Origin of the sequence: Aeromonas rivipollensis, from assembly GCF_010974825.1 — a bacterium.
Classification (GTDB): Bacteria; Pseudomonadota; Gammaproteobacteria; order Enterobacterales; family Aeromonadaceae; genus Aeromonas; species Aeromonas rivipollensis.
Window position 1 is genome coordinate 15,211 of sequence record NZ_JAAILA010000017.1, and the last position, 21,743, is coordinate 36,953.

General features: G+C 61.9%; 22 protein-coding genes. 13 read left to right on the plus strand and 9 right to left on the minus strand.

Annotation, left to right across the window (positions count from 1 at the left end):
- The first annotated feature begins 112 nt into the window (after window positions 1-112).
- Window positions 113-1,579, plus strand: coding sequence for a molybdate ABC transporter ATP-binding protein ModF (gene modF / locus G4923_RS12305; protein WP_163137225.1), 1,467 nt, complete (start codon window positions 113-115; stop codon window positions 1,577-1,579).
- 22 nt (window positions 1,580-1,601) lie between these two features.
- On the opposite strand, the gene G4923_RS12310 is transcribed toward modF, so the two are convergent.
- The 3 genes from G4923_RS12310 to G4923_RS12320 all read right to left on the minus strand — a co-directional run bounded on the left by G4923_RS12310 (window position 1,602) and on the right by G4923_RS12320 (window position 2,818).
- On the minus strand, window positions 1,602-1,745 hold the full coding sequence (locus G4923_RS12310) for a hypothetical protein (protein ID WP_240455322.1): 144 nt from the start codon (window positions 1,743-1,745) through the stop codon (window positions 1,602-1,604).
- Between the two features lie 62 nt (window positions 1,746-1,807).
- Window positions 1,808-2,347 carry an isochorismatase family protein gene (locus G4923_RS12315; RefSeq protein WP_163137227.1) on the minus strand — a complete coding sequence of 180 codons (540 nt, stop codon included), beginning with the start codon at window positions 2,345-2,347 and terminating at the stop codon, window positions 1,808-1,810.
- A gap of 84 nt (window positions 2,348-2,431) precedes the next feature.
- Window positions 2,432-2,818 (minus strand): VOC family protein, encoded by a 387-nt coding sequence (locus G4923_RS12320; RefSeq protein ID WP_163137228.1) that lies wholly within the window; start codon window positions 2,816-2,818, stop codon window positions 2,432-2,434.
- 336 nt (window positions 2,819-3,154) lie between these two features.
- Here G4923_RS12320 and G4923_RS12325 point away from each other — a divergent pair, with 336 nt between their 5' ends.
- The gene (locus G4923_RS12325) at window positions 3,155-3,976 is read left to right on the plus strand and encodes a MetQ/NlpA family ABC transporter substrate-binding protein (RefSeq protein ID WP_163137229.1); all 822 of its coding nucleotides are present in this window, start codon (window positions 3,155-3,157) and stop codon (window positions 3,974-3,976) included.
- A gap of 83 nt (window positions 3,977-4,059) precedes the next feature.
- On the opposite strand, the gene G4923_RS12330 is transcribed toward G4923_RS12325, so the two are convergent.
- A complete protein-coding gene (locus G4923_RS12330) occupies window positions 4,060-4,782 on the minus strand; it encodes a phosphatase PAP2 family protein (protein WP_163137230.1) in 723 nt (240 codons plus the stop codon).
- Between the two features lie 292 nt (window positions 4,783-5,074).
- Between G4923_RS12330 and G4923_RS12335 the strand changes: the two genes are divergently transcribed.
- The 7 genes from G4923_RS12335 to dedD all read left to right on the plus strand — a co-directional run bounded on the left by G4923_RS12335 (window position 5,075) and on the right by dedD (window position 13,925).
- Entirely contained in the window at window positions 5,075-6,196 is a 1,122-nt protein-coding gene (locus G4923_RS12335; protein WP_163137231.1) for a 4-phosphoerythronate dehydrogenase, read from the plus strand.
- A 153-nt stretch (window positions 6,197-6,349) separates the two neighbouring features.
- Window positions 6,350-7,366, plus strand: a complete 1,017-nt coding sequence (locus G4923_RS12340; RefSeq protein WP_111911552.1) for an aspartate-semialdehyde dehydrogenase — start codon at window positions 6,350-6,352, stop codon at window positions 7,364-7,366.
- A 315-nt stretch (window positions 7,367-7,681) separates the two neighbouring features.
- A complete protein-coding gene (locus tag G4923_RS12345; protein WP_163137232.1) occupies window positions 7,682-9,781 on the plus strand; it encodes a FimV/HubP family polar landmark protein in 2,100 nt (699 codons plus the stop codon).
- Window positions 9,782-9,929: 148 nt separating this feature from the next.
- Window positions 9,930-10,739 (plus strand): tRNA pseudouridine(38-40) synthase TruA, encoded by an 810-nt coding sequence (gene truA / locus G4923_RS12350; protein ID WP_163137233.1) that lies wholly within the window; start codon window positions 9,930-9,932, stop codon window positions 10,737-10,739.
- A gap of 118 nt (window positions 10,740-10,857) precedes the next feature.
- Window positions 10,858-11,721 carry an acetyl-CoA carboxylase, carboxyltransferase subunit beta gene (accD, locus tag G4923_RS12355; protein WP_025327347.1) on the plus strand — a complete coding sequence of 288 codons (864 nt, stop codon included), beginning with the start codon at window positions 10,858-10,860 and terminating at the stop codon, window positions 11,719-11,721.
- A gap of 2 nt (window positions 11,722-11,723) precedes the next feature.
- Window positions 11,724-12,980, plus strand: a complete 1,257-nt coding sequence (gene folC, locus G4923_RS12360; protein WP_163137234.1) for a bifunctional tetrahydrofolate synthase/dihydrofolate synthase — start codon at window positions 11,724-11,726, stop codon at window positions 12,978-12,980.
- A 177-nt stretch (window positions 12,981-13,157) separates the two neighbouring features.
- Complete coding sequence (dedD, locus tag G4923_RS12365) at window positions 13,158-13,925, plus strand: cell division protein DedD (protein WP_163137235.1); 768 nt, start codon at window positions 13,158-13,160, stop codon at window positions 13,923-13,925.
- A gap of 111 nt (window positions 13,926-14,036) precedes the next feature.
- Here dedD and G4923_RS12370 read toward each other — a convergent pair whose 3' ends face one another.
- The 5 genes from G4923_RS12370 to G4923_RS21275 form a co-directional block, all read right to left on the minus strand.
- Window positions 14,037-14,393: a TusE/DsrC/DsvC family sulfur relay protein gene (locus G4923_RS12370; protein WP_043132186.1), complete on the minus strand. Its 357-nt coding sequence runs from the start codon at window positions 14,391-14,393 to the stop codon at window positions 14,037-14,039.
- 154 nt (window positions 14,394-14,547) lie between these two features.
- Window positions 14,548-16,683, minus strand: a complete 2,136-nt coding sequence (gene yccS / locus G4923_RS12375; protein WP_163137236.1) for a YccS family putative transporter — start codon at window positions 16,681-16,683, stop codon at window positions 14,548-14,550.
- A 1-nt stretch (window position 16,684) separates the two neighbouring features.
- Window positions 16,685-16,852 carry a hypothetical protein gene (locus G4923_RS12380; protein WP_163137237.1) on the minus strand — a complete coding sequence of 56 codons (168 nt, stop codon included), beginning with the start codon at window positions 16,850-16,852 and terminating at the stop codon, window positions 16,685-16,687.
- A gap of 164 nt (window positions 16,853-17,016) precedes the next feature.
- Window positions 17,017-17,673 (minus strand): Bax inhibitor-1/YccA family protein, encoded by a 657-nt coding sequence (locus G4923_RS12385; protein WP_111911540.1) that lies wholly within the window; start codon window positions 17,671-17,673, stop codon window positions 17,017-17,019.
- Window positions 17,674-17,900: 227 nt separating this feature from the next.
- Complete coding sequence (locus tag G4923_RS21275) at window positions 17,901-18,029, minus strand: helix-turn-helix domain-containing protein (RefSeq protein WP_338120463.1); 129 nt, start codon at window positions 18,027-18,029, stop codon at window positions 17,901-17,903.
- On the opposite strand from G4923_RS21275, the gene G4923_RS21150 reads away from it, so the two are divergent.
- The 4 genes from G4923_RS21150 (at window position 17,988) to G4923_RS12405 (ending at window position 21,390) form a co-directional block, all read left to right on the plus strand.
- A complete protein-coding gene (locus G4923_RS21150; RefSeq protein WP_240455330.1) occupies window positions 17,988-18,536 on the plus strand; it encodes a hypothetical protein in 549 nt (182 codons plus the stop codon). The two genes, G4923_RS21275 and G4923_RS21150, sit on opposite strands and share 42 nt — an antisense overlap.
- A gap of 1,088 nt (window positions 18,537-19,624) precedes the next feature.
- Window positions 19,625-20,128 carry a transcription termination/antitermination NusG family protein gene (locus G4923_RS21460; protein WP_163137239.1) on the plus strand — a complete coding sequence of 168 codons (504 nt, stop codon included), beginning with the start codon at window positions 19,625-19,627 and terminating at the stop codon, window positions 20,126-20,128.
- Between the two features lie 85 nt (window positions 20,129-20,213).
- Window positions 20,214-20,504, plus strand: coding sequence for a FaeA/PapI family transcriptional regulator (locus tag G4923_RS12400; protein WP_204356798.1), 291 nt, complete (start codon window positions 20,214-20,216; stop codon window positions 20,502-20,504).
- 331 nt (window positions 20,505-20,835) lie between these two features.
- Complete coding sequence (locus G4923_RS12405; RefSeq protein ID WP_111911536.1) at window positions 20,836-21,390, plus strand: fimbrial protein; 555 nt, start codon at window positions 20,836-20,838, stop codon at window positions 21,388-21,390.
- Window positions 21,391-21,743: the final 353 nt, after the last annotated feature.

The window sequence follows — 21,743 nt, forward strand, 5'->3', positions numbered from 1 at the left end:
TCTTTTTGTCGATAGAAGGGCCTGTTGTCAAGCGCCCCTCACCACCTGCCAAGGCTGCCGCTGGTCGCTATCCCTGTTAAGGTAAGGGCAAAACAGCACTCAGGACGGATCCATGACTCTTTTGCAGTGGCAATCAGCCAGCTTGGCTCTTCACGGCGACCAGACCCTCTTCATCCCCGACCTCACCCTGGCGCCTCAGGCGTGCTGGGCCTTCGTCGGCAGTAACGGCAGCGGCAAGACGGCGCTGGCTTCTGCCCTGTGCGGCGAGCTGGCCGTCCGTGCAGGGGGGGTGACTGGCCGGGTGAGGGCCGAGCGCCTCTCGTTTGAGTCGCAGCAGCGACTGGGGGAGCTGGACTGGCAGCGGCGCAACACCGACATGCTGGGGGAAGAGGAGGAGGCGGGCTATCGGGTGTCGACCCTGATGCTGGAGGAGGGGGGAGAGGAGGCGCAAGCCCGCTCGTTGCTGGTGCGCTTCGGCATCGAGTCCCTGTGGGATCGCCCCTATCGCCATCTCTCGAGCGGGGAGGGGCGCAAGCTGCTGCTGGCCCGCGCCCTGCTGGGGCAACCTGAACTGCTGGTGCTGGACGAGCCCTTCGATGGCCTGGATCAGGGCTCGCGCAGGGATCTGATGTCGCTGCTGGCGCAATTGGTGGCGCAGGGGCAACGTCTGGTGGTGATCGTCAACCGCTTCGACGAGATCCCCCCCTTCGCCAGTCACCTCGGCCTGCTCGGGGAACGCCGCCTGCTGCTGGCGGGGGAGCGTGACGCCGTGCTCGGCAGTCAGGAGGTGGCCCAGCTGGCACGGGCCGAGGGGCAGAGTCCGCAGCTGCCCCCGCCGCTCCAGGCACCCACGCCCCTGCCCGCCGGCCCCCAGGTGCAGATGCACGCCTTGCGCGTCGCCTACGGGGAGCAAGTCATCATCGACGGGCTCGACTGGACCATTGCCGAGGGGGAGCACTGGCAACTGGTGGGGCCCAACGGCGCCGGCAAGTCGACCCTGCTCGCCCTTATCACAGGGGATCATCCGCAGGGGTACAGCAATGATTTGCGCCTGTTCGGGGTGCGCCGGGGCAGTGGCGAGAGCATCTGGGAGATCAAGCGCCACATCGGCCTGGTCAGCCCGGCCCTGCACCTGGACTATCGCGTCAGTTGTTCGGTGCAGGCGGTGATCCTCTCCGGCTTTTATGACTCCATCGGCCTCTATACCCGCCCGGGGGATCGCCAGCTGGCGCTCGCCAACCAGTGGCTGGCCCTGCTGGGGCTAAAGGAGCAGGGGGCGCTGCCCTTCCACGCCCTCTCCTTTGGTCAGCAGCGCCTGGTGCTGATTGCCCGAGCCCTGGTCAAGCATCCGCCACTGCTCATTTTGGATGAGCCCCTGCAGGGGCTGGATCCTTTGAACCGCCACCTGGTGCGGGAGATGGTGGTGCGCCTCATAGGGGAAGGCACCCAGTTGTTGTTCGTCTCCCACCACCCCGAGGATGCGCCCCCCGGCCTCAGCCACCGCCTGAGTTTCTTGCCGGACGGCGCCGGGGGCTATCGCTATCTGCAGGAGAAGCTGGGGAAGGGGGAATCATCCTGATTGGCCCGGGCCTCGGTGCTCTTTATTGGGACGGCGTTGGCCAGCACTCGGGAAGGAGTGGAGGGTAGCCCAGCAGCATCCACCAGAGTGCGTAGAAGAGCAGGCTCCCCAGCCAGAGCCAGGCCAGAGAGTGACGGGTGGCCGCCATGCCCGTCACCGTCACCATGAACGCCGTCCCGAATGCCATTAGGGCAAACAAAAAGGGCGCCATATTGTCCATCAGGGCGGTCACTTCACCAGGGAGAGGATCTGGCGAAACGCCGGATGCCGGCAATCTCCCATCAGATCAAAGAGGCACATCTCCACCGAGGTGAGGGCTGCGCCTCGGGCCGCCAGCTGGCTGATGGCGAGATCCCGGTTGGCGGCGGTGCGGGATGACGTTGCATCCACCACCAAAGAGACCCGGGCGCCGCTGGCCAGAAGCCCCAGCACGCTCTGGTAGACACAGATATGGGCCTCAATGCCGCATACCAGCCAGTGACTGACCCCGGTTCCGGCCAGGGCGGCGGCGACCGTCGGCTCCCCCAGGGCGCCGAAGCTGAACTTCGGCAGCACAAGGGTGCCCGCCTGCTGCGGCTGCAACTCGGGCACTGTGGCCCCGAGCTTGTCCGGGTTCTGCTCCAGCCAGACAACCGGCAACCCCAGCACCCGGGCGCCCTCTGCCAGCCTGCTCGTATTGGCAATCAGGGCCTCGCTCCCCTCGACCAGACGGGCCAGTTTGCCCTGGATATCGACGACCAGCAGGCCGGTGTCGCGGCGTTCAAGCATGATTTTCTCCTTTGTTTGTGGCGAGTTTTCTGGCACCGAGGTCAACGACGCCGGGCTTCTGCTGACAAGCTGCACGGCGCATCTTCACGGGCTCGCCATGCCAGGGGGTTCAAGGTAGGCCAGTGCCTCTATGTTGTTGCCGTCCGGATCGAGCAGGAAGGCGGCGTAGTAATTGGGGGCATAGTGGGGGCGCAGCCCCGGCTGCCCGTTGCAGGCAAAGCCGGCCCTGACGCCAGCCTGGTGAAACTCATCCACCTGCGCAGCGGTGCTTGCCGCGAAGGCGAGATGGCAGGGGGTACCCTGTTCGCCCCGCTCTATCAGGAAGCCCACCTTGTCGTGACCAACCAGGCCGAAACCTGCGGCGTCTTTGTCTGCCCATTTGAGTTCTATCAAGAGGGGCGCCAGCACTGTGCCGTAGAAGCGTCGGCAGTCGTCGAAGCACACCACCTTGATTTCAACATGATCGAACACTGTCACTCCTTGTGTTGTCTGGGTTCTGAGCAGGCTCTAGGCACCGTTAGCGGATCCCGTGATGATGGGTATCGAATGACCACAATAAGCCGGTTGTGTGTCAAGGGGGGAGAGTGCAAGCAGCATAACTGCGTGCTCTGTCAAAGATTTCTCATCCAGGGGCCGGGCAAGCTTTGCCTCTCTTTGGCCAAGCTTGCCCGGTTTTGTTGCTTGGCGAAGGGGAAAAGCTCTGTTATGGTGTCTTTAATTAGCCGTTTGGATGGCTAGATGGTTGTGGTGTTCGCCTTCGACAGGTCACCCGACCCACCGTTTTGATCATGTCTACAGGGAGTTTCTATGCAGCGTCGTTCCTTTTTCACCCTCTCCGCCCTTGCGCTGCTCGCCAGCAGCCTGCCGCTGTCAGCCTTTGCCATCGATGAGGCGAAGAAAGAGATAGTGATAGGCACCACTGTCGGGGACTTCGCCGACATGGTGACCGACTCCATCAAACCGCAGCTCGAAGCCAAGGGCTACAAGGTCAAACTGGTGGAGTTCACCGACTACGTGACCCCCAACATCGCCCTGGCGGACGGCTCGCTGGACGTCAACTGTTTCCAGCACAAGCCCTATCTGGACAGCTTCTCCAAAGACAGGGGCCTCTCCCTGGCCCCCATCACTCAGGTACCGACCGGCCCAATGGGGCTCTACGCCGGCAAGCTGGGGGATCTCAAGGCCCTGAAAGAGGGCAGCACAGTCGCCATTCCCAACGACCCCACCAACCAGGCGCGGGCCCTGCTGATGCTGCAGGACCTGGGCTGGCTCACCCTGAAAGAGGGGATCAACCCCCTCAAGGCGAGCGAATTCGATGTGGTGAAGAACCCTCATGACATCAAGCTGGTGCTGCTGGAGGCGGCGCAACTGCCCCGCTCCCGTGAAGACGTGGACTTCTCCGTCATCAACGGCAACTTCGCCGCCTCGAGCGGGATCCCGTTCAGCTCCGGGCTCTTCCTCGAGCGCAGCTATGACTTCATCAACTGGGTGGTGGTCAAAGGGGCCGATGCGGACAAGCCGTTCGCCAAGGATGTGGCGGCCGCCTATAACTCCCCCGAGTTCAAGGCCTATGCCGCCAAGCGCTTCGTCGGCTACAAGTACCCCCAGGGCTGGCAGAGCCAGGGCTGAGAGTAGAGCCAGGGCTGAGGGCTGAAAGCAGCACCTGCGATAAAAAAACGGGCACCAGGGTGCCCGTTTTTTATCTGGGAGAATCAGTAGTGGTGCAGCCACCAGCGGGCGGCGACGAGGGCGGTGAGGCTGCCAAGCAGGGCGCTCGCCAGCACGTCCAGGGGCCAGTGCATGCCGATCAGGGTGCGCGACAGGCCGATGCCGATGGCCCAGAGCGGCAGCAGCCAGACCCCGGTGGGGGCCCGGGCCAGCCAGATCAGCCCAAAGAACTGGGCCAGGCTCATGGCGGCTATGCTGTGGCCGGAGGGGAAGGCGTAGTTCACTTCCGTCTGCCAGTGGTGGCCTAGCCAGGCTGGCAGCGCCAGCAACTGGGTCGCGGCGTGGACCTGTTCACTGCGAAGCGTACTGCTGCCGGCATAGAACTGTCGGATGGCGGGGATAAGCTCCTGGCTCTCCAGCCAGAGCAGGTAGGGCCTTGGCTCCTCGGTCAGCTGCTTGATGAGGCTCTTGATGATCCAGTCGCTCGCGAGCGCGGCAAAGAGAGCGCCCGCGAGGGCCAGCAGGGCGGTGTGGCCGAGCGTCAGCTTGTGTCGGGTCAGCAGCAAGAGTGCGGCGATGGTGATGGCAAGGCCGGGCAGGTCCACCATGCGGGTGAGGGCATAGGGCCACCAGAGCCAGTCCGATTGCAGGGCACTCGTCATGAAGGGTTGCCAGGGCAGGCAGACGAGCAGCAACAGCGGCAGCAGCAATATGGCGTTGAAACCTAGCACCTGACGGCGTGGCAACGAAGAGGCATGAGTCGGCATGAGAGGGCTCGTAACAGGTGCGCATGACTGGGGCGGATGATAAGGAGGCGTCATTGTGCCAGCCCGGCCCCCCTGGTCAAGCCGGGGGGCGCGAGGGCAACATGTTGTTACATATGAGTGCCGCGCCCCAACTGTGGATGCCCGGGAACCCGCTTCGACGCCCTGGCAACCTGTGGCCTTAAGAAAGCGTGCTTCCTTCATCTATGGCAGCCCGAGAACAAGTCTCTGAAAATTCGGCCCGCTTGGGCTAGAATGGCGCGCCTGTGGCCGGTTGTGGATGAGAAGAGAGCCGATGAAGATCGTCGTTGATGAAAATATGCCCCATGCCTGCGAGCTGTTTGCCGAATTTGGCGAGGTCGTCCCCCTGCCCGGGCGGCAGATAGGGGCGGCGGATCTGCAGGATGCCGACGTGCTGCTGGTGCGCTCGGTGACCCGGGTCGATGCCGGGCTGCTCGCCGACTGCCCGCGGCTCGGTTTCGTCGGCACCGCCACCATAGGCACGGATCACATCGACACCGCGCTCCTGGCCGAGCGGGGCATCCCCTTCTTCAGTGCCCCCGGCTGCAACAAGTATTCGGTCGGCGACTATGTGCTCTCGGCCCTGCTGGTGCTGGCGGAGCGCCATGAGCTCAGCCTCGATCAGATGAGCCTCGCCGTCATCGGCGCCGGCAACACAGGGGAGTGCGTGGCGGGCAAGGCAGAGGCGCTCGGTATGCGGGTGCTGCGCTGCGATCCGCCGCGGGCCCGCCTGGAAGACGCCGCCGGCTTCGTTGACTACCCCACGGCGCTCGGCGCCGACATCGTCAGCTTCCATGTGCCCCTGACCCGCGAGGGGCCGGAGCCGACCTTCCACTTGCTGGGGGAGCGCGAGATCGCGGCGCTGCCCGGGGGCCAGTTCCTTATCAATGCCTCCCGGGGGGAGGTGTGGGACAACCAGGCCCTGCTGGCGCGCCAGCAGAGCGATCAGCCATTGCGGCTGGTGATGGATGTGTGGGAAGGGGAGCCTGAGCCGCTCAAGGCCCTGGTGCCCCATACCGAGCTTGCCACCCCGCACATCGCCGGCTACAGCCTGGAGGGCAAGGCCCGCGGCACCTGGATGCTCTATCAGGCGCTCTGCCAGCAGCTTGGCCGTATGCCGCGCCAGGATCTGCAATCCCTGCTGCCCGCCCCCGAGGTGCGTGAGCTGACGCCGGGTCAGCCCGCCGATCAGGGGTTGATCAAGCAGATGGTCCACCTCATCTATGACGTGCGCCGGGACGATGCCCGCTTTCGCAACCGGATTGGGGTGCCTGGCAGCTTCGATGGGCAGCGCAAGGACTATCCGGAGCGGCGCGAGCTCTCCTCCTTGCAGGTCAGCGGCCCCTTCGCCTGCGACAGGCTGGCCCGGCTGGGCTTTGCCATCTCGCAAAAATAAACCGGAATTCATGCGGGGCTCCGATCACCAGATCGGGGCCATCCGTTTCGGCCCGGCACCCTGCCGGCCGACCATCAGACAGATCACACTTGCCACCCCTGATGCCGACCCGGTCGGCCTCATCGGCGGGCAATATCACAGGAGAGAACATCAGTGAGTCAACAATTCAACGTAGCTGTACTGGGCGCGAGCGGCGCCGTGGGTCAGGCCATGATCGAGATCCTGGAAGAGCGTGCCTTCCCGGTCGCCACCCTCTATCCCCTGGCCTCCAGCCGCAGCGCCGGTGATACCGTGCGCTTTGGCGGCAAGAACATCGAGATCAAGGATGTCGAGGAGTTTGACTGGAGCCAGGTGCAGATCGCCCTCTTCTCCGCCGGGGCCGAGGTCTCTGCCAAGTGGGCGCCCATCGCGGCCGAGCAGGGCTGCATCGTCATCGACAACACCTCCTGCTTCCGTTACGACGAAGACATCCCCCTGGTGATCCCGGAAGTGAACCCGGATGCCCTGGCGGATTTTCGCAATCGCAACATCATCGCCAACCCCAACTGCTCCACCATACAGATGCTGGTTGCCCTCAAGCCCCTGCAGGACGAGGTGGGCATAGCCCGCATCAACGTGGCGACCTACCAGTCCGTCTCCGGCTCCGGCAAGGAAGGGGTGAGCGAGCTGGCCGGTCAGACTGCCCATCTGCTCAACGGCCGTCCGGTGGAGCCGACCCTCTACCCGCAGCAGATCGCCTTCAACCTGATCCCGCAGATCGACAGCTTCACCGACAACGGTTACACCCGTGAAGAGATGAAGATGGTGTGGGAGACCCAGAAGATCCTGGGGGATGCCAGCATCGCCGTGAACCCCACCTGCGTGCGGGTGCCCGTCTTCTACGGTCACGCCGAGGCGGTCCACGTCGAGCTGCACCAGCCGCTGGATGCCGAGCAGGTCAAGGAGCTGCTGCGCAATGCCCCGGGTGTCACCCTGTTCGAAGACGATGCCGACTACCCGACCCCGGTGCGCGACGGCACCGGCAAGGACGAGGTGCTGGTCGGCCGGGTACGCCAGGATATTTCTCATCCGAGCGGTATCAATATGTGGATCGTGGCCGATAACGTTCGTAAGGGCGCGGCGACCAACAGCGTGCAGATCGCCGAACTGCTGGTGCGCGACTACCTCTGAGGCCCTGTTGCGGCCTGTGGCGGGGAGGGAACCCCGCCCTAGGAGGCGACTGAGAGGCTAGGGATGTGACCGGGGGCGCACTCTCCGGTTTTAAGAATGTCGCGTGATATCAGTGAGCTAGGTTTTTTTCTACACTCGGGTTCAGGTCTGGGACTCATGTCTGGCCTGGATCGGGCTCGCAGCTGATAGGCGCCGGACGGGAAATATGTCGGATCGCTGGCTTGAGACCGGCGGCTGATTTATATTGAGCCGATTGTTTTGGGGTAACTATCCAGATTTTTCAATGTGATAGGGCCATCATACGAAGGAACGAATATGGGACATTCCCGCATAACGCTGGCAACGCTACTCGCATTGGGTCTTCTGGGCACGGCTCAGGCCGATGAGGCGGGGCGAGAGCCTTTCTTTGTCGAGCTCAAGGGCCCGGACGGTGCCGCGCCTCCTGTCGTTCAACCTCAGGCCCAGCCCGTGGCACCGGCCCAGCCGGCTCCCAGGGCCCAGCCCATGGTGCGTCAGGCGCCCAGTGCGGCGGCTGGCAGCTATGGCCCTGTCCGTTCTACCGATACCCTCTGGAGTCTGGCGAGCAAGCATCGCCCCTCCAGCCGGGTGACCGTCTACCAGACCATGGTGGCGATCTACGACAAGAATCCCCGCAGTTTTGCCGACGGCAACATCAACCACATCCTGGTGGGATCCCGCATTCTGCTGCCCAGCGCCGCCGAGGCGGGCCGCATCACGGACGCAGAGGCTCGTCGCCGCTTCAACAGCGACAACGCCAGCTGGAAGGGGCTGAGCCCCAAATACCTGGCCGAGAAGCAGCCCCATCCGGTGGCGACCAAGCCGGCGGCCAGCGCGCCGGTCAAGGCCGTGGCCAAGGCGGCCCCCCTTCCGACGGCCGCTCCCAAGGTGAGCGCACCCCAGGCGGCCACCGAGGTGACCGCGATCGCCAAGGCGGTCGAGCCGGCCCCGGCGGCAAGTACTGCCGCGCCAACCGCTGCCCCGGCCCCCTTGCCGGTCAGTGCCGCGACCGTGGTGGGCAAACCCTCCACCGAGATGGCGCTGGCGCTGGAAGATGCCAACGCGCAGCTCGGTCAGGTCACCGAGATGAACCACAGGCTCAAGCTGCGGCTGCAGTCCCTGACCGAAGAGGTGGAGACCCTCAAGGCCCAGTTGCAGGATCAGACCGCGCTGCAAAAAGAGGTGGCGGAGCTTAAGGCCAAGCCGGTGCCGCCCGTGGTGGCCCCCGAACCCAAGCAGAACTGGGTGATGGAGCTGCTCGCCTCGCCGCTGAACCTCGCCATGATCATTTTGCTGCCTGTGCTGCTGGTGCTGGCGCTGGTGACGCTCTGGCTGCGGGCCCGCGCCCGCCGCGAGCTGGAAGAGCAGGAGAAGAGCCTGTCGGAGTCCACCTCCATGGTGATGGGGGAGGAGAGCAGCGAGTTTGACCAGCTGATGACGGTCGGCATCGCCGATGACGAGCCCATGCACCCCATGCCGGATCTCAATGAGCCGGGTGGCAATGGCAGCCAGGAGGGGGCCAAGGCCCCGACTGACGTCATCTTCAGCGATGATGAGATGGCCCTGTCCGCCTTCGATGTGGAGCCTGCGGTGACGACGGCCAACCGGGATCCGGATCTGGTGCCCGAGCTCGACTTGGCCCACGAGGGAGACTTCGGTCTGCCCCTGGCCCCTGAGCTGGATCTCTCCGGCGAGTCCGAGGCCAAGGCCCGGGCCAGCGACGAGATCATGAGCGAGGAGGAGCTGCAAGCGGCCCTGTTTGCCGAGCTGGATGCCGACCTCGAGGCCGATCTCAGCCAGGCGCAGGCGCAGAGCAGAAGCCAGCGCGATGGGGCCCTCGCCAACTTTGATCTCAGCGATCTCGAGACCGACTTCCACGAGCCTGCCACCGACGCCCGAGGCGACGACGCCTATGGCAAGGATGATATCGATGACATGCTGGCCGAGCTCGGACTCGAACCGACGCAGGCCAAGGGCGCTGCCCAACCGCCGGCCTGGGATCCCAACGAGCTGGCCCTGGCCGACTTCGAGGATGCCTTCACCGAGGTGGAGTCCCATCAGGGCGATCTGACACCCCGTGAACAGGCGCAGGCGAACGACTACGTGGAGATAGACAAGCTCCTGGCCGAGGCCAACGCCAGCAGCACCGAGCAGGAGCCCTACCAGGGCTTCTCCCTGGATGTGGGGCTGGATGGCTTCCCCGAGGTGTTGCCGGAGTCCACCGGGTTCGATGTGGATGCCGATGACGGCGGCGTGGGGGCCAAGCTGGATCTGGCCCGGGCCTACCTCGAGATCGACGACAAGGAGAGCGCCCGCGAGCTGCTGCAAGAGGCGGCGGCCCAGGGCAGCGAGCACCAGCGCAGCGAAGCCGAGAAGCTGCTCAGGCGCCTGGGGTGATCTCCCTTTGCCGCTGATGAACACAGAGGGCAGCCCGCGGGCTGCCCTCTTTCATTTTGGTCGCCGGTACGAACTGGGACTTTTGGGCCCAAGGGCGTATAATCCGGCCCGTTTCTTTCATCCCTTCCCCACAAGACAAGATTCATCCATGCGAATTGCCCTAGGTATTGAATACGACGGCAGCCGGTACTTCGGCTGGCAGCGTCAGCGCGAAGTGATCAGCGTGCAGGCCGAACTGGAAAAAGCCCTCAGCCGCATCGCCAACCATCCCGTCTCCATCCAGTGCGCCGGCCGTACCGATGCCGGGGTGCACGCCACCGGTCAGGTGATCCACTTCGATACCGAGGCGAACCGCGCCGAGGGCGCCTGGACCCTGGGGCTCAACTCCAACCTGCCCCCTGACATCGCCGTGCGCTGGGTCAAGGAGGTGGACGAGAGCTTCCACGCCCGCTTCAGCGCCACCGCCCGTCGCTACCGTTATGTGATCTACAACCATAACTTCCGCCCGGCCATTCTCGGCAGCGGCGTCAGCCACTACCACGAGACCATAGACGCCGACCTGATGCACCAGGCGGGCCAGAGCCTGCTCGGGGAGCACGACTTCAGCACCTTCCGTGCCATCGCCTGCCAGTCCAACACCCCCTGGCGCAATGTGACCCACCTGTGCGTCAGCCGCTCCGGCCCCTACATAGTGCTCGACATCAAGGCCAACGCCTTCTTGCACCACATGGTGCGCAACATCACCGGCTCCCTGCTGCTGGTGGGGCAGGGCCTCAAACCGGTGGAGTGGATAGCCGAGGTGCTGGCGGCCAGGGATCGCAATCTGGCGGGGCCGACCGCCAAGGCGGGGGGGCTCTATCTGGTGGACGTGGATTACCCGGCAGAGTTTGGCCTGCCGCAGTTGCCGCTCGGCCCGCTGTGGCTGCCGGACTCGGCACCGGGTACGACCAGTTTTTAGTAACTGGGCCCGAAAATTTGTGGTTTAATGATCCGTCATTTATTGCCATCGAGCCGTAAGTCATTGAACAATCAAGGCCCGATGCGTTTTGTCAGGCACAAAAGCATTAAGGAATTCCATGAGCTGGCTTGAGAAGATCCTTCCCAAGAGCAAGATCACTACACCGCGTCGTCACAACATTCCGGAAGGGGTGTGGACCAAGTGTACCGCTTGCGAACAGGTGCTCTACCGGGCAGAACTGGAGCGCAATCTCGAAGTGTGCCCCAAGTGTGATCATCATATGCGGATCAGCGCCCGCGCCCGCCTCGAGAGCTTCCTCGACGAGCAGGGCCGCACCGAAGTCGGTGCCGAGCTGGAGCCGCAGGACATCTTGAAATTCAAGGATTCCAAGCGCTACAAGGATCGTTTGTCTGCCGCTCAGAAAGAGACGGGAGAAAAAGATGCGCTGGTGGTGATGAAGGGGACCCTCAAGGGGGTGCCGGTCGTCGCCTGTTCATTCGAGTTCTCCTTCATCGGTGGCTCCATGTCCTCCGTGGTCGGTGCCCGCTTCGTGCGCGCCGTCGAGGAGTGCATCAAGGAAGGCCGCGGCCTGGTCTGCTTCTCCACCTCTGGTGGGGCGCGGATGCAGGAGGCGCTCTTCTCCCTGATGCAGATGGCCAAGACCAGTGCGGCGCTCGATCGCCTCACCAAGGCGGGCCTGCCCTTCATCTCTGTGCTGACCGACCCCACCATGGGGGGCGTCTCCGCCAGTCTGGCCATGCTGGGTGACATCAACGTGGGCGAGCCCAAGGCGCTGATCGGCTTCGCCGGTCCCCGCGTCATCGAGCAGACAGTGCGCGAGAAGCTGCCGGAAGGCTTCCAGCGCTCCGAGTTCCTGCTGGAGAAGGGCGCCATCGATCTCATCATCGACAGGCGCGAAATGCGCAACCGTCTGGCCGGCCTGCTGGCCAAGCTGATGAACACTCAGGTCATCGAAGACTGAACATGAGTTCGCACATGCAACAATCTCAAAGCCGGTCGCTGGTCGACTGGCTTTCTTATTTGGAACAGATCCACCCGGTCAACATCGACATGGGGCTGGAGCGGGTCGGCGCCGTCGCCCGGCGCATGGGTCTCACCAGGTTGCCGTTCAAGGTGATCACTGTGGCGGGCACCAACGGCAAGGGCTCCTCCTGTGCCATGGCCGCCAGCATACTGATGGCCGCCGGTTACAAGGTAGGGGTCTACTCCTCGCCGCACCTGCTGCGCTTTACCGAGCGGGTGCGTATCGACGGGGCCGAGCTCTCTGACAGCGAGCACTGCGCCGCCTTTGCCGAGGTGGAAGCCGCTCGCGGCGAGATAGCGCTCACCTTCTTCGAGTTCGCCACCCTGGCGGGCCTGTGGCTCTTCTGCCGCGCCGCCCCCGACGTGCTGCTGCTGGAAGTGGGGCTGGGCGGCCGTCTCGACGCCACCAATGTGGTGGAGTCCGATGTGGCCATGATCACCTCCATTGCGCTCGATCACTGCGACTGGCTCGGGGATACCCGAGAAGCTGTGGCAGTGGAAAAAGCCGGCGTCTACCGCGCAGGCAAACCCGCCATCAGCGGCGAGCCCAATCCCCCAGCGACCATAGCCTCAGAGGCGCAGCGCCTCGGTGCCTGTCTGCGTCAGGTCGGCCGCGACTTCCACGGCGATGAGCAGGATTCCGGTTGGGATTACCACGGCCTGAACCACTGGCTGGGGCTGCCCAAACCGGCCCTGCCGCTGATGAACGCGGTGACCGTGCTGGCGGCGCTGGAATCCCTCGGTTTGCCGCTGGCGGAGTCCGCCATCCGTGAAGGGCTGGCCAATGCCCGGCTGGCGGGGCGGATGCAGCGGCTGCAAGACGAGCCGCTGGTCATCGTCGATGTGGCCCACAATCCCCATTCGGCGGCTTATCTGGCGAGCCAGCTGCGCCAGATCCCCGGCAAGGGCAAGCGCCGCGCCGTGGTCGGCATGCTGAAAGACAAGGACATGGCGGGGTCGCTCGCCGAACTCGATGGCCTCATCGACCAGTGGTTCCTGGCAAGCCTCACTGGTCCGCGCGCCGCCACTGCAGAGCAGCTTGTCGCCGCTCTCGGGGACGGGCAGGGCCCGGCGGCGACCTTTGACGGCGTGAGCGCGGCTTATCGGGCTGCCCTGGCCGCATCGAGTCCTGATGATATGGTCATCGTCTTTGGTTCGTTTTACACTGTCGCCGACGTGCTGGCGGCGAGCGCCTGAGCTGCCCGACCTGCTCTTCGCATCGTCGATGTCCGCAAGATTGCAGTTGAGTTTAAGTGACATGGGTGGAAATTAACTTGGCTGCGAGGTTGCAAAACAGCATGGCTGCTGGGGACCGTTCATCGTGGATCTCCGCAAGATTGCAGTTGAGTTTAAGTAACATGGGTGGAAATTAACTTGGCTTCGAAGTTTCAAAACAGATTAGTGGGGACCGTCATCCTGGTCGCCCTGGTTGTCATCTTTCTGCCGGACCTGATGGACGGCAACAAGCTGGAGCAGAAGGAAGAGGCGTTTGCCAAGATCCCACTGCGCCCTGAGCTTGAGCCAGCCAAGCCCGCCTTGCAGGTTTCTGCCGCCAGCACCCTGCCGGCCGATCACTTGGCGAGCCAGCAGCAGGCCTCTGCCGCCACCCAGTGGCAGGTAGAAGAGATTGGGGATACGGTGACCCTGGCCGCCAATCAGGCCACTGCTGCCGCCCAGGCACAGCCAGCGACCCAGGTTGCAGCCAAGCCTGAGCCCAAACCCTTGCCCAAGCCCGAGGTGGTGGCCAAGAAACCGGTGGAGCAACCCAAGCCCAAGCCGGTGCCCCCCAAGCCGGTGGAGAGCAAGCCGCAGGTGGGTCAGATCAAGTCCATGGACGATCTCATTGCGAGCAAGATGACGACCCAGGCGGCGACCCCGGCACCCGCGGCGGCAGCCCCGGCCCAGGGCAGCTGGATCCTGCAGCTCGGCGCCTTCAAGAATGCTGACAGCGTCAATGCCCTGGTGGGCAAGCTGAGGGCGGCCGGCTACTCGGCCCAGACCTCGCCGAGAACCCCGGTGCAGGGGCAGATAAACCGGGTCTTTATTGGACCGGATGTCTCCAAGGCTAAGCTGCAGGGCATGCAGAGCAGGATAAGCCAGATGACGGGGCTGAGCGGCTCAGTGGTGGCCTACAACCCCTGATGCGGGTTTGACGAACGCCGAACAAAAAAATACCGCGCCTCATTTCACAGATGGGCGCGGTATTTTTTTGGTACCCGTTCAGGGGCTCTCGGTGAGAGGCGGGGCGGGTTTTTAGATGCACTTCACCGGCTTGGGCAGGCCGGCAATCTTGGTGGCCTGCTTGGCAGGCCCCTCGGGGAACAGCTTGTAGAGGTAGCGGCTGTTGCCCTTCTCGGGGCCGTACTGCTTCTCCATCGCCTTGACCAGGGCGCGGATGGCGGGGGAGGTGTTGAACTCCAGATAGAAGGCCCGCACGAAGCGCACCACTTCCCAGTGCGGCTCCTCCAGCACTATGCCCTCCTGCTCGGCCAATACCAGCGCCAGCGCCTCGCTCCACTCTTCGCTGTGGCGCAGATAGCCCTTGGCATCGGTCTCGATGAGTTGGCCGTTGAAATGCAGCTGATGGTGTTCGGACGGGTGCTCGGACATGGAGGCTCCTCGGGCTGTCGGGATTGGGCGGGCATGGTAGCGCCTTGATCTTCGGCGAGCAACCGGCCAAGGCGCGCCTGGGCGCACAAATCACCGGGCAGGGTCGTCGCCCCGCCTGGAGAGCGCTATCTGGACTGCTGTCTTCCTTCACCCCTCAGGCGTTGCCTTGCCGGGTGAGCAGTTGGCCGTCGTTGGCCAGCATCAGCAACTCATCCGCCAGCTGGCTGATGAGATTGAGCTGCTGGGTCAGCATCAGCTGCTCCTCGCTGCTGTCCGGGGCTATGGCCGGGCATGATCCTTCGAGCTGGGCCGGCATCTCCCCCGCCAAATGGCCGGCGGCCCGCTCCAGGGTATGGCTGATGTGTCGGCTGATCTCGTCGAGCTCGGGGATGGGCTCGAGTTTGTCGCGATGGGCCCCGAGGGCCGAGATGTAGGAGAGCAGGGCATGGTTGCGCCAGGTGAGGGTGAAGCAGAGATCGAGGAAGCGGCGGCGCTTGCTCGGCTCCACCAGCATGCTCTGCCAGGCCATGGCCAGCTCGCTGTCGGCCAGGTGGGCACACTTGCGGGCCACCCGGTAGTCGAGGGACTCGTCGCGTTGGCGGTGCAGGCTGGCGAGCACAGCCGACAGGTAGCGGGCGTTGGCGGAGAGGGAGTTGGCAATCAGGGTCGGCAGCCGCTTGTATTGCCAGTCCGGCCAGAGCCAGGCCACCAGCGCGTAGGAGAGCAGGCAGCCGAGCAGGGTATCGAGCAGGCGCGGCCCCAGGATGGCGAAGCCGATGCCGTCCAGCAGGTTGAACGCCATCAGCACATAGAGGGTGATGAAGCAGACGGCGGCGCTGTAGTTACTGCGCACCTGGGTGAAGAACAGGAAGGCGGCCAGCCCCATGATCCCCAGTTGCAGGTGCAGCTCGGGGAAGAGCCAGAGCACGGGCACGCCTATCAAGATGCCGGCGAAGGTGCCGAGCATCCGCTGCACCAGACGGCGCCGGGTGGCGCTGTAGCTGGGCTGACAGACGAACAGCACCGTCAGTAGTATCCAGTAGCCCTTGTCCAGACTGAACGCCTGCAAGATGCCGTAACCCACCACCAGGCCCAGCGACAGCCGCAGGGCGTGGCGAAACACCATGGAGTTCGGGGTCAGGTGCTGCTTGAGCAGGGCCAGCAGCGGCAAGGAGGCAGGCCTCGCCAGGGGCGGCAGGCTGGTGGGAGGGGAGGCGGGGTTTTGCAGCTCCTCGGCGCTGGCCAGCAGCTCGTTGATGCTGGAGAGATTGCGGCGCAGGAACTTCATCGGCGTCAGCAGAGTCTTGGGATAGTGCTGCTTGAGATGGGTGAACTCCAGCTGGTCGCCAAGGGCCTCCAGGGTCCAGTGGATGCGCTTGTGATGGGCATAGGGCTTGTGCACCAGGATGGCGTAACCGAGCCGCTGGCACGCCTCTGAGAGCTGCAGGAACACCTCCTGGAAGCCGTCGAGGACTATGCCCTGCTTGAGCTCGGCCTCCAGCTTGCTGTAGGGGTAGTGGCTGGAGGTGGCCCGCTCCTGGATCTCCAGTGCCAGCAGGTAGAGCCGCAGCAGGCCGGCGAGCTCGGGCGCCGCCTGATGGCGGGTACTGAGGCGGGCGTTGAGCGCCGTCTTGGTCAGGTTGAGGGCATTGACCAGGTTGATGTTGAGCTGGGCCAGGTTGTGGCGAATGGCCTGGGCGTCGTGCTCGTCCGCCGGGAAGAAGCGGGATTTTTCCAGCAGGTAGCGGCCGAGGGCGAAATAGCTCTGGGCGAGCTGCTCGTGCAGTGTCTTGTAGGGCAGCAGCCAGAGCCAGACCAGCGACACCAGGCCGTACCAGAGGGCGCCGGCACCGAGCGCCAGCGGCTGGTAGAAGAGATCCGGCGCCTTGGCGGCCCCCAGCATGGTGTAGATGGCGATAAGCAGGGAGCCGAAGCTGATGGTGGCGTAGCGCTGCCCCAGCGCCCCCACCATCACGAAGATGAAGGTGGAACCCGCGAGCCCAAGGGCAAACAGCCAGGGGGTGGGGAAGAGGTACTGCACGCACAGGGAGGCAAACAGGAAACAGACCAGCGTCATGGCGAGGTTCTTGACCCGGCCCCACAGGCTGTCATCTGTCTCGGCGATGGCCCCCGCCACTACCCCGAGGGAGAGCAGCACGGTGAGCTGGATGTCCCCTGTGACCAGGGCGAAGGCGAGCAGCCCCAGGATGGCCAGCAGCACCTTGAGAGCGAAGTAGATGTGGCTGTCGGTCAGCAGACGGCGCAGCAAACTGGAGAAGTCCATGGGCATGCTAGGCACCACCCTTGAGCGAAATGAAATGGATATGGCTGTCGGTCAGCAGGCGACGCAGCAAACTGGAGAAGTCCATGGGCATGCCAGGCTCACCCTTGAGCGAAGTGGAAACGATGTGGCTGTCGGCTAGCAAGCGGCGCAGCAGGCCGGAGAAATCCATGGGCATGGGATAGACGCAACCCTTGAGCGAAACGAAAGCGACAGCATAACCCGTCGACAACGAAGTGGCCCTGATTTGGATCAGGGCCACTTTGCTTCATATCCTTGATTTGCAACTTATCCTGACAGAAAGAGGTGTCAATAAAAACCCCGCCGAAGCGGGGTTTTTCATCAGTTGCGGTTGCCGCCAAGCAGGCTCAGCAGACTCAGGAAGATGTTGTAGATGGAGACATACAGAGTCACGGTGGCGGAGATGTAGTTGGTCTCGCCGCCGCGCACTATCTGCTGGGTGGTCAGCAGGATGGCACCGGAGGAGAACAGCATGAACATGGCGGACAGGGCCAGGCTCAGGGCGCTCATCTGCAGGAAGATGTTGGCGACCATGGCCACCAGCAGCACCCAGAAACCGACGAACAGCATGCCGCCGATGAAGGAGAGGTCACGCTTGGTGGTCAGGGCATAGGCCGACAGACCGAAGAAGGTGAGCGCCGTGCCGCCGAGCGCGGTCATCACTATCTCGCCACCACCATTGTTCATGTACATGTTGATGATGGGGCCCAGGCTGTAGCCCAGCAGGCCGGTCAGGGCGAAGGTGAACACCAGCCCCATGCCGTTGTCACGGTTCTTCTCGGTCAGGAACATCAGACCATAGACACCGATGAGGAACACGGCCCAGTGCAGGGGCGGCATGTTCATCACGGTGGCGACCCCGGCCACCACGGCAGAGAAGCCAAGAGTGAGGGAGAGCAGCATATAGGTGTTGCGCAGCACCTTGTTGGTGTCACGCGCGGCACTCTGGGTGCCAGTGTAGATAGAACGGGTATCCATCTTGGTGTCCTCTTGATTTCCGGGGTGAGGCGGCAGATTCCGCTTCGTTAACGCATTGTATGCACTGAATGTGTGGATGACGAGCGCTGATTTCAAGCGCCCCCCAACTGTGTCGGCCTCTACTATTCCAGAGCAAAGATGTATTGCGCATGAACAAGAGGATGAAGCAGCACGAGCGGCAAGGGGCGGATGGATTTGCAGACCTTGGTGCCGGCTGGCTGCGGCGGCTACTCAGTTTGCGCCCGCCCGTGCCGGGTGACCTGTCTGGGCGAATAGCCAAACAGCTTGCGAAACGCCGTGATGAAGTTCGCGACATGGCTGTAACCCGCGTGCTCGGCGGCCTCCTGCAGGGAGATGCTGCGCTTATCGAGCGGGCCTTGCTTGCCCCGCTCAAGCACCCCGCCTCGCTGTTTGTGGCTGTGGCCAACAACCCCTTCACGCCGGGAGTTGGTCGATCCGAGTTTCACCGGGATCAGTTGCGGCAGTTTGCCCGCAGCGTGGCGGCGCGCCCCGGTTACAACCTGCACGTCACCAGCCGCTACTTCGAGGAAGAAGACCACCACTCTGTCTATCACCTGGCGGTCTATCAGGGGTTGCAGCAGCTGTTTCGGGGCTACCGGCTGGATCTGACCCCGGGCCTCTTCAGCCGGCAGGCTGTCATCGCCCACTACGAGGCCCTGAACCGGCGGCTTGGCAGCCAGCTTCGCCCCCAGAAGGAGAGCCTGCTGACTATCAGGGAGAAGGGCGAGCGCTGGCCCCAGATGCAGCTCTCCGTGGCCGACGCCGACGCGCTGCTGGAACACTATTACGGGCAATGGGCAGGGGATGGGCAATCAATAAGGGTAATGAAGGCGGGCAGTTAAGGTGGAGAGTGAAGGCGAAGAGTGAAGGTGAAGAGTGGAGGCGGACAGCGACGCTCTGCGGGGCTGGGCCCGGCCATTTTCGGGTGGCCGTTTGCACGCAACCGGGCGCGGGATCCGGCCTTCTTGTCTTGTCGGATGGCGCCAGGACAGGCGCCGCTTCACTCATAGACCTGGCCGAGGTTGCCCGAGGTTGCTGTGTCGGCCGCTCCCCGCATAGGCCGCTTGGCCTGCTGCTCCGACAGACCCGCAAAGGACCTTTTTCTTGTCGGCGCCCATCACCCAGGTGCAACCGACGTGTAAATGCAGAGCGATGAGGGTCCTGCTCTCTCACGCCATGGGCTCGTTCGATCGCCCAATCTCGCCTCACCGCTCCCCCAGTGGATGTCGCCTGAAGCCGTTTTAGTACGAACCGCTGTATGGCGTCATGCTGGGAAGAAACTCGCCAGCGGGCCCCGGAGATGGAGGACAAGAACAGCCGCAAGCGATGGAGAAAGGAAAATGGGTGGTGGTGCAGGTTATTGAGTCTGTCGAATTAAGGCCTCAAATGCTCCCTCATTCTGAAACGATAAATTATATTGGAAAAGTGTTATTTAAATGTAAATCAATAATAAACCAATCATTATATCCATGAGCCAGCTTCTGAATATCTTAATTTAAATTTCATTAAGTCAGGGTTCAGTTGTTACTGATAAAAAAAGTTTTTTTTATAATCGCAAACGTTTTTTTATCGGCCAATCTCGATCGAATATATCGAGGGATCGTTCCCATGAACGGATTATCTGTCGCCGCCAATGATGCATTTGGATTTTAATGCTGTTTTTAATGCTCTTGTGGTTTTTTGATCTGTGTACTTGTCTTTTAATCCATCTATTTGATGGATATTATGTGGACGTCAGAGTTTAATGCTGTTTACGAGCCTCGATTGGAGTTATTTCAATCGAGGTGAGGGCATGAATTGGAACTCTCATATTGTCACCGAATTCATGTCGTCTAGATTGTGCTACCGGGTACGATTTTGGCGGAGCTTACCCCCTTGTTGCCAGTTTTCGGTGCGCATCCATCGATAATGGGTATGGGAATGAATCACTGTGGAACGATGGTATCTGGCCTGTCACAAGACAGGGAAACATAATGCACTCAGGGTTAAAGCATTTCTGGCACATCTGAATATTGAGGTGCTGATACCCCAGATTCGCATGCATCAGCCGAGGCTGGATCGCCCTGGTCAAATAAGGTCCGTTTGGGAGCCATTATTTCCAGGCTATCTTTTCATTCACTTCGATCCTGAGACACACCATACGTCGAAAGTGTCGGCTTGCCCTGGCTTGAGCCACCTTGTGCGGTTTGGCGGGGTGATAAATCCTCTGCACGAGGCCGTGGTCGATGAGGTCCTGCAGTTGGTGTTGACGGTAAATGTGGAGGCAGACGAGTCGATAAAGCAGCTCGTGAGCCCTGAGCCCCAGGCTCAAAAAGCACCAGCCTTGACGGAGTCACAACGCAGGCAGATAAGGCGGGTGATGGCGGAAAAAAATGGGGTGACACGTTCGGCACTTTTTTATGCATTTGTCGAGGCGAGTCGATGCTGCCCCTGACAATTGAAGTTATATAGCTGATTAGGTGAGTCTGTATTTTATACCCAGAACATCAGCCATCAAGAACCTGGTAATCGAGCATATTGTGAAAAAGAGTGACGTCAAAAAACAGAAGATTTATGGTGCGTTGCTGGCGTTATGCCCTGCGGTGGAAGGAAATATCCCGCCTTATGATGACTGGCCCAAGACGCGGGAAATTGCAGATGCGTGCAATGAGACCATCTATTCAGCGAGGCTCTACTTGCTGGCACTGGCAGATGAGGGGGCAGTTTATTGTTCATATCAAAACGTGAATAACTCCCTGCGCTGGTATCCTAGATTGTGCAAGGACGAACTGCCTGATATAGAGCCTGTCATTCTAACGCCACTAGCATGATCCATATATGACAGCATCCAATATGTGGATGCCGTGATGATGTCTCTACTCTCCATTATATGTTCATTCTCCCCCCGAGAGGGAGGCTTCTTGCTGGTATTGATAACCTACTGCCGTGGCGCTGATTAATGGCGCCATGGAGCAAAATAATGATTACAGTTTAATAAAACAAGATATATCAGGGAGATATATTTTCAGGGTGACTTTTGTCAGTGACATAGACGTTTATTTACTGCTAGGTACTTGCCAGATGTATATCAATGCTCAGGATGTATTTTTCTGAGAGATAGACTTTGGCGCTTATTAATTTACACATTCATTTGAGGTTTTTATGAAAAAGTCCCTGTTGGCCATGGCCGTTGTGCTCTCCTCTGGTATGAGCCTGAATGCATTCGCTGCCGAACCGGCGACAATCGTGACCGGTGGTACCGTTTATTTCAACGGTGAGGTTGTCAATGCGGCCTGCGCGGTGAGCTCCGACTCCCTGGATCAAACTGTTTATCTGGATCAGGTACGCACTGCCGCCTTTAACGGCGCGGCGGATGCGCCTGCAAATCAACCGGAAAATTTCGAAATCAAACTGGTTGACTGCGATACGAGTGTACAGGCCACGGCCGCAGTGTCATTCACGGGCACCACAGCCCCTGGCAAGACCTCTGTGCTGGCCAACTCGGCGGGTTCTGGTGCTGCACAAGGGGTGGGTCTGGTGCTGATGGGGCCGGACAGCGAGGTGCTGGAGATCAATACCGGTGTACCCTCCAGCAAGGTGACCCTCGTAGATGGCACCACAGTCATACCGTTGTCGGTCGACTATATCTCCACCAGCACTGTGGTCACACCGGGCCCCGTCAGCAGCGTGGCCAATTTCAACGTGCATTACGAGTAAGGGAATTGGCTGGGTGGCTCCTTGTCGGAGCCACCCATTCCGTTATGTCCCAACGTTAGATTGCAGGGTGTCTCGGTATCGGGGGTCAGTCGTACAGGCACTTGCTGTCACGCAATGACACTCCTCTTTTTGTTTACCCGCGGTACTTCCGTCTTCGGAGAAGGCAATGGGGTACTGGTATCACCGGCAGCCTTCTTGACTGATGAATGCCCATGGTCGGTTGACGGTCTGGGGTCGAGAGAGCCGGGTGCAGGAGTCGAGGCACCTTTTTGGTGAGTAGGGCTCTGCAATCTATTGGGTCATCGCCTTGTTATCGATCGTTTCGAAGGGGCCGTCGGTGCTAAGAGCATTGC

Coding starts and splice junctions, on each gene's coding strand:
- G4923_RS12330 (WP_163137230.1), bottom strand. CDS start 4,782: ATGCCGACTCATGCCTCTTCGTTGCCACGCCGTCAGGTGCTAGGTTTC.
- G4923_RS12370 (WP_043132186.1), bottom strand. CDS start 14,393: ATGTCCGAGCACCCGTCCGAACACCATCAGCTGCATTTCAACGGCCAA.
- G4923_RS12405 (WP_111911536.1), top strand. CDS start 20,836: ATGAAAAAGTCCCTGTTGGCCATGGCCGTTGTGCTCTCCTCTGGTATG.
- G4923_RS12335 (WP_163137231.1), top strand. CDS start 5,075: ATGAAGATCGTCGTTGATGAAAATATGCCCCATGCCTGCGAGCTGTTT.
- G4923_RS12315 (WP_163137227.1), bottom strand. CDS start 2,347: ATGCTTGAACGCCGCGACACCGGCCTGCTGGTCGTCGATATCCAGGGC.
- truA (WP_163137233.1), top strand. CDS start 9,930: ATGCGAATTGCCCTAGGTATTGAATACGACGGCAGCCGGTACTTCGGC.
- G4923_RS12310 (WP_240455322.1), bottom strand. CDS start 1,745: ATGGTGACGGTGACGGGCATGGCGGCCACCCGTCACTCTCTGGCCTGG.
- G4923_RS12380 (WP_163137237.1), bottom strand. CDS start 16,852: ATGCCCATGGATTTCTCCGGCCTGCTGCGCCGCTTGCTAGCCGACAGC.
- G4923_RS21150 (WP_240455330.1), top strand. CDS start 17,988: ATGGCTGTAACCCGCGTGCTCGGCGGCCTCCTGCAGGGAGATGCTGCG.
- G4923_RS12345 (WP_163137232.1), top strand. CDS start 7,682: ATGGGACATTCCCGCATAACGCTGGCAACGCTACTCGCATTGGGTCTT.
- accD (WP_025327347.1), top strand. CDS start 10,858: ATGAGCTGGCTTGAGAAGATCCTTCCCAAGAGCAAGATCACTACACCG.
- G4923_RS12325 (WP_163137229.1), top strand. CDS start 3,155: ATGCAGCGTCGTTCCTTTTTCACCCTCTCCGCCCTTGCGCTGCTCGCC.
- folC (WP_163137234.1), top strand. CDS start 11,724: ATGAGTTCGCACATGCAACAATCTCAAAGCCGGTCGCTGGTCGACTGG.
- G4923_RS12385 (WP_111911540.1), bottom strand. CDS start 17,673: ATGGATACCCGTTCTATCTACACTGGCACCCAGAGTGCCGCGCGTGAC.
- modF (WP_163137225.1), top strand. CDS start 113: ATGACTCTTTTGCAGTGGCAATCAGCCAGCTTGGCTCTTCACGGCGAC.
- yccS (WP_163137236.1), bottom strand. CDS start 16,683: ATGCCCATGGACTTCTCCAGTTTGCTGCGCCGTCTGCTGACCGACAGC.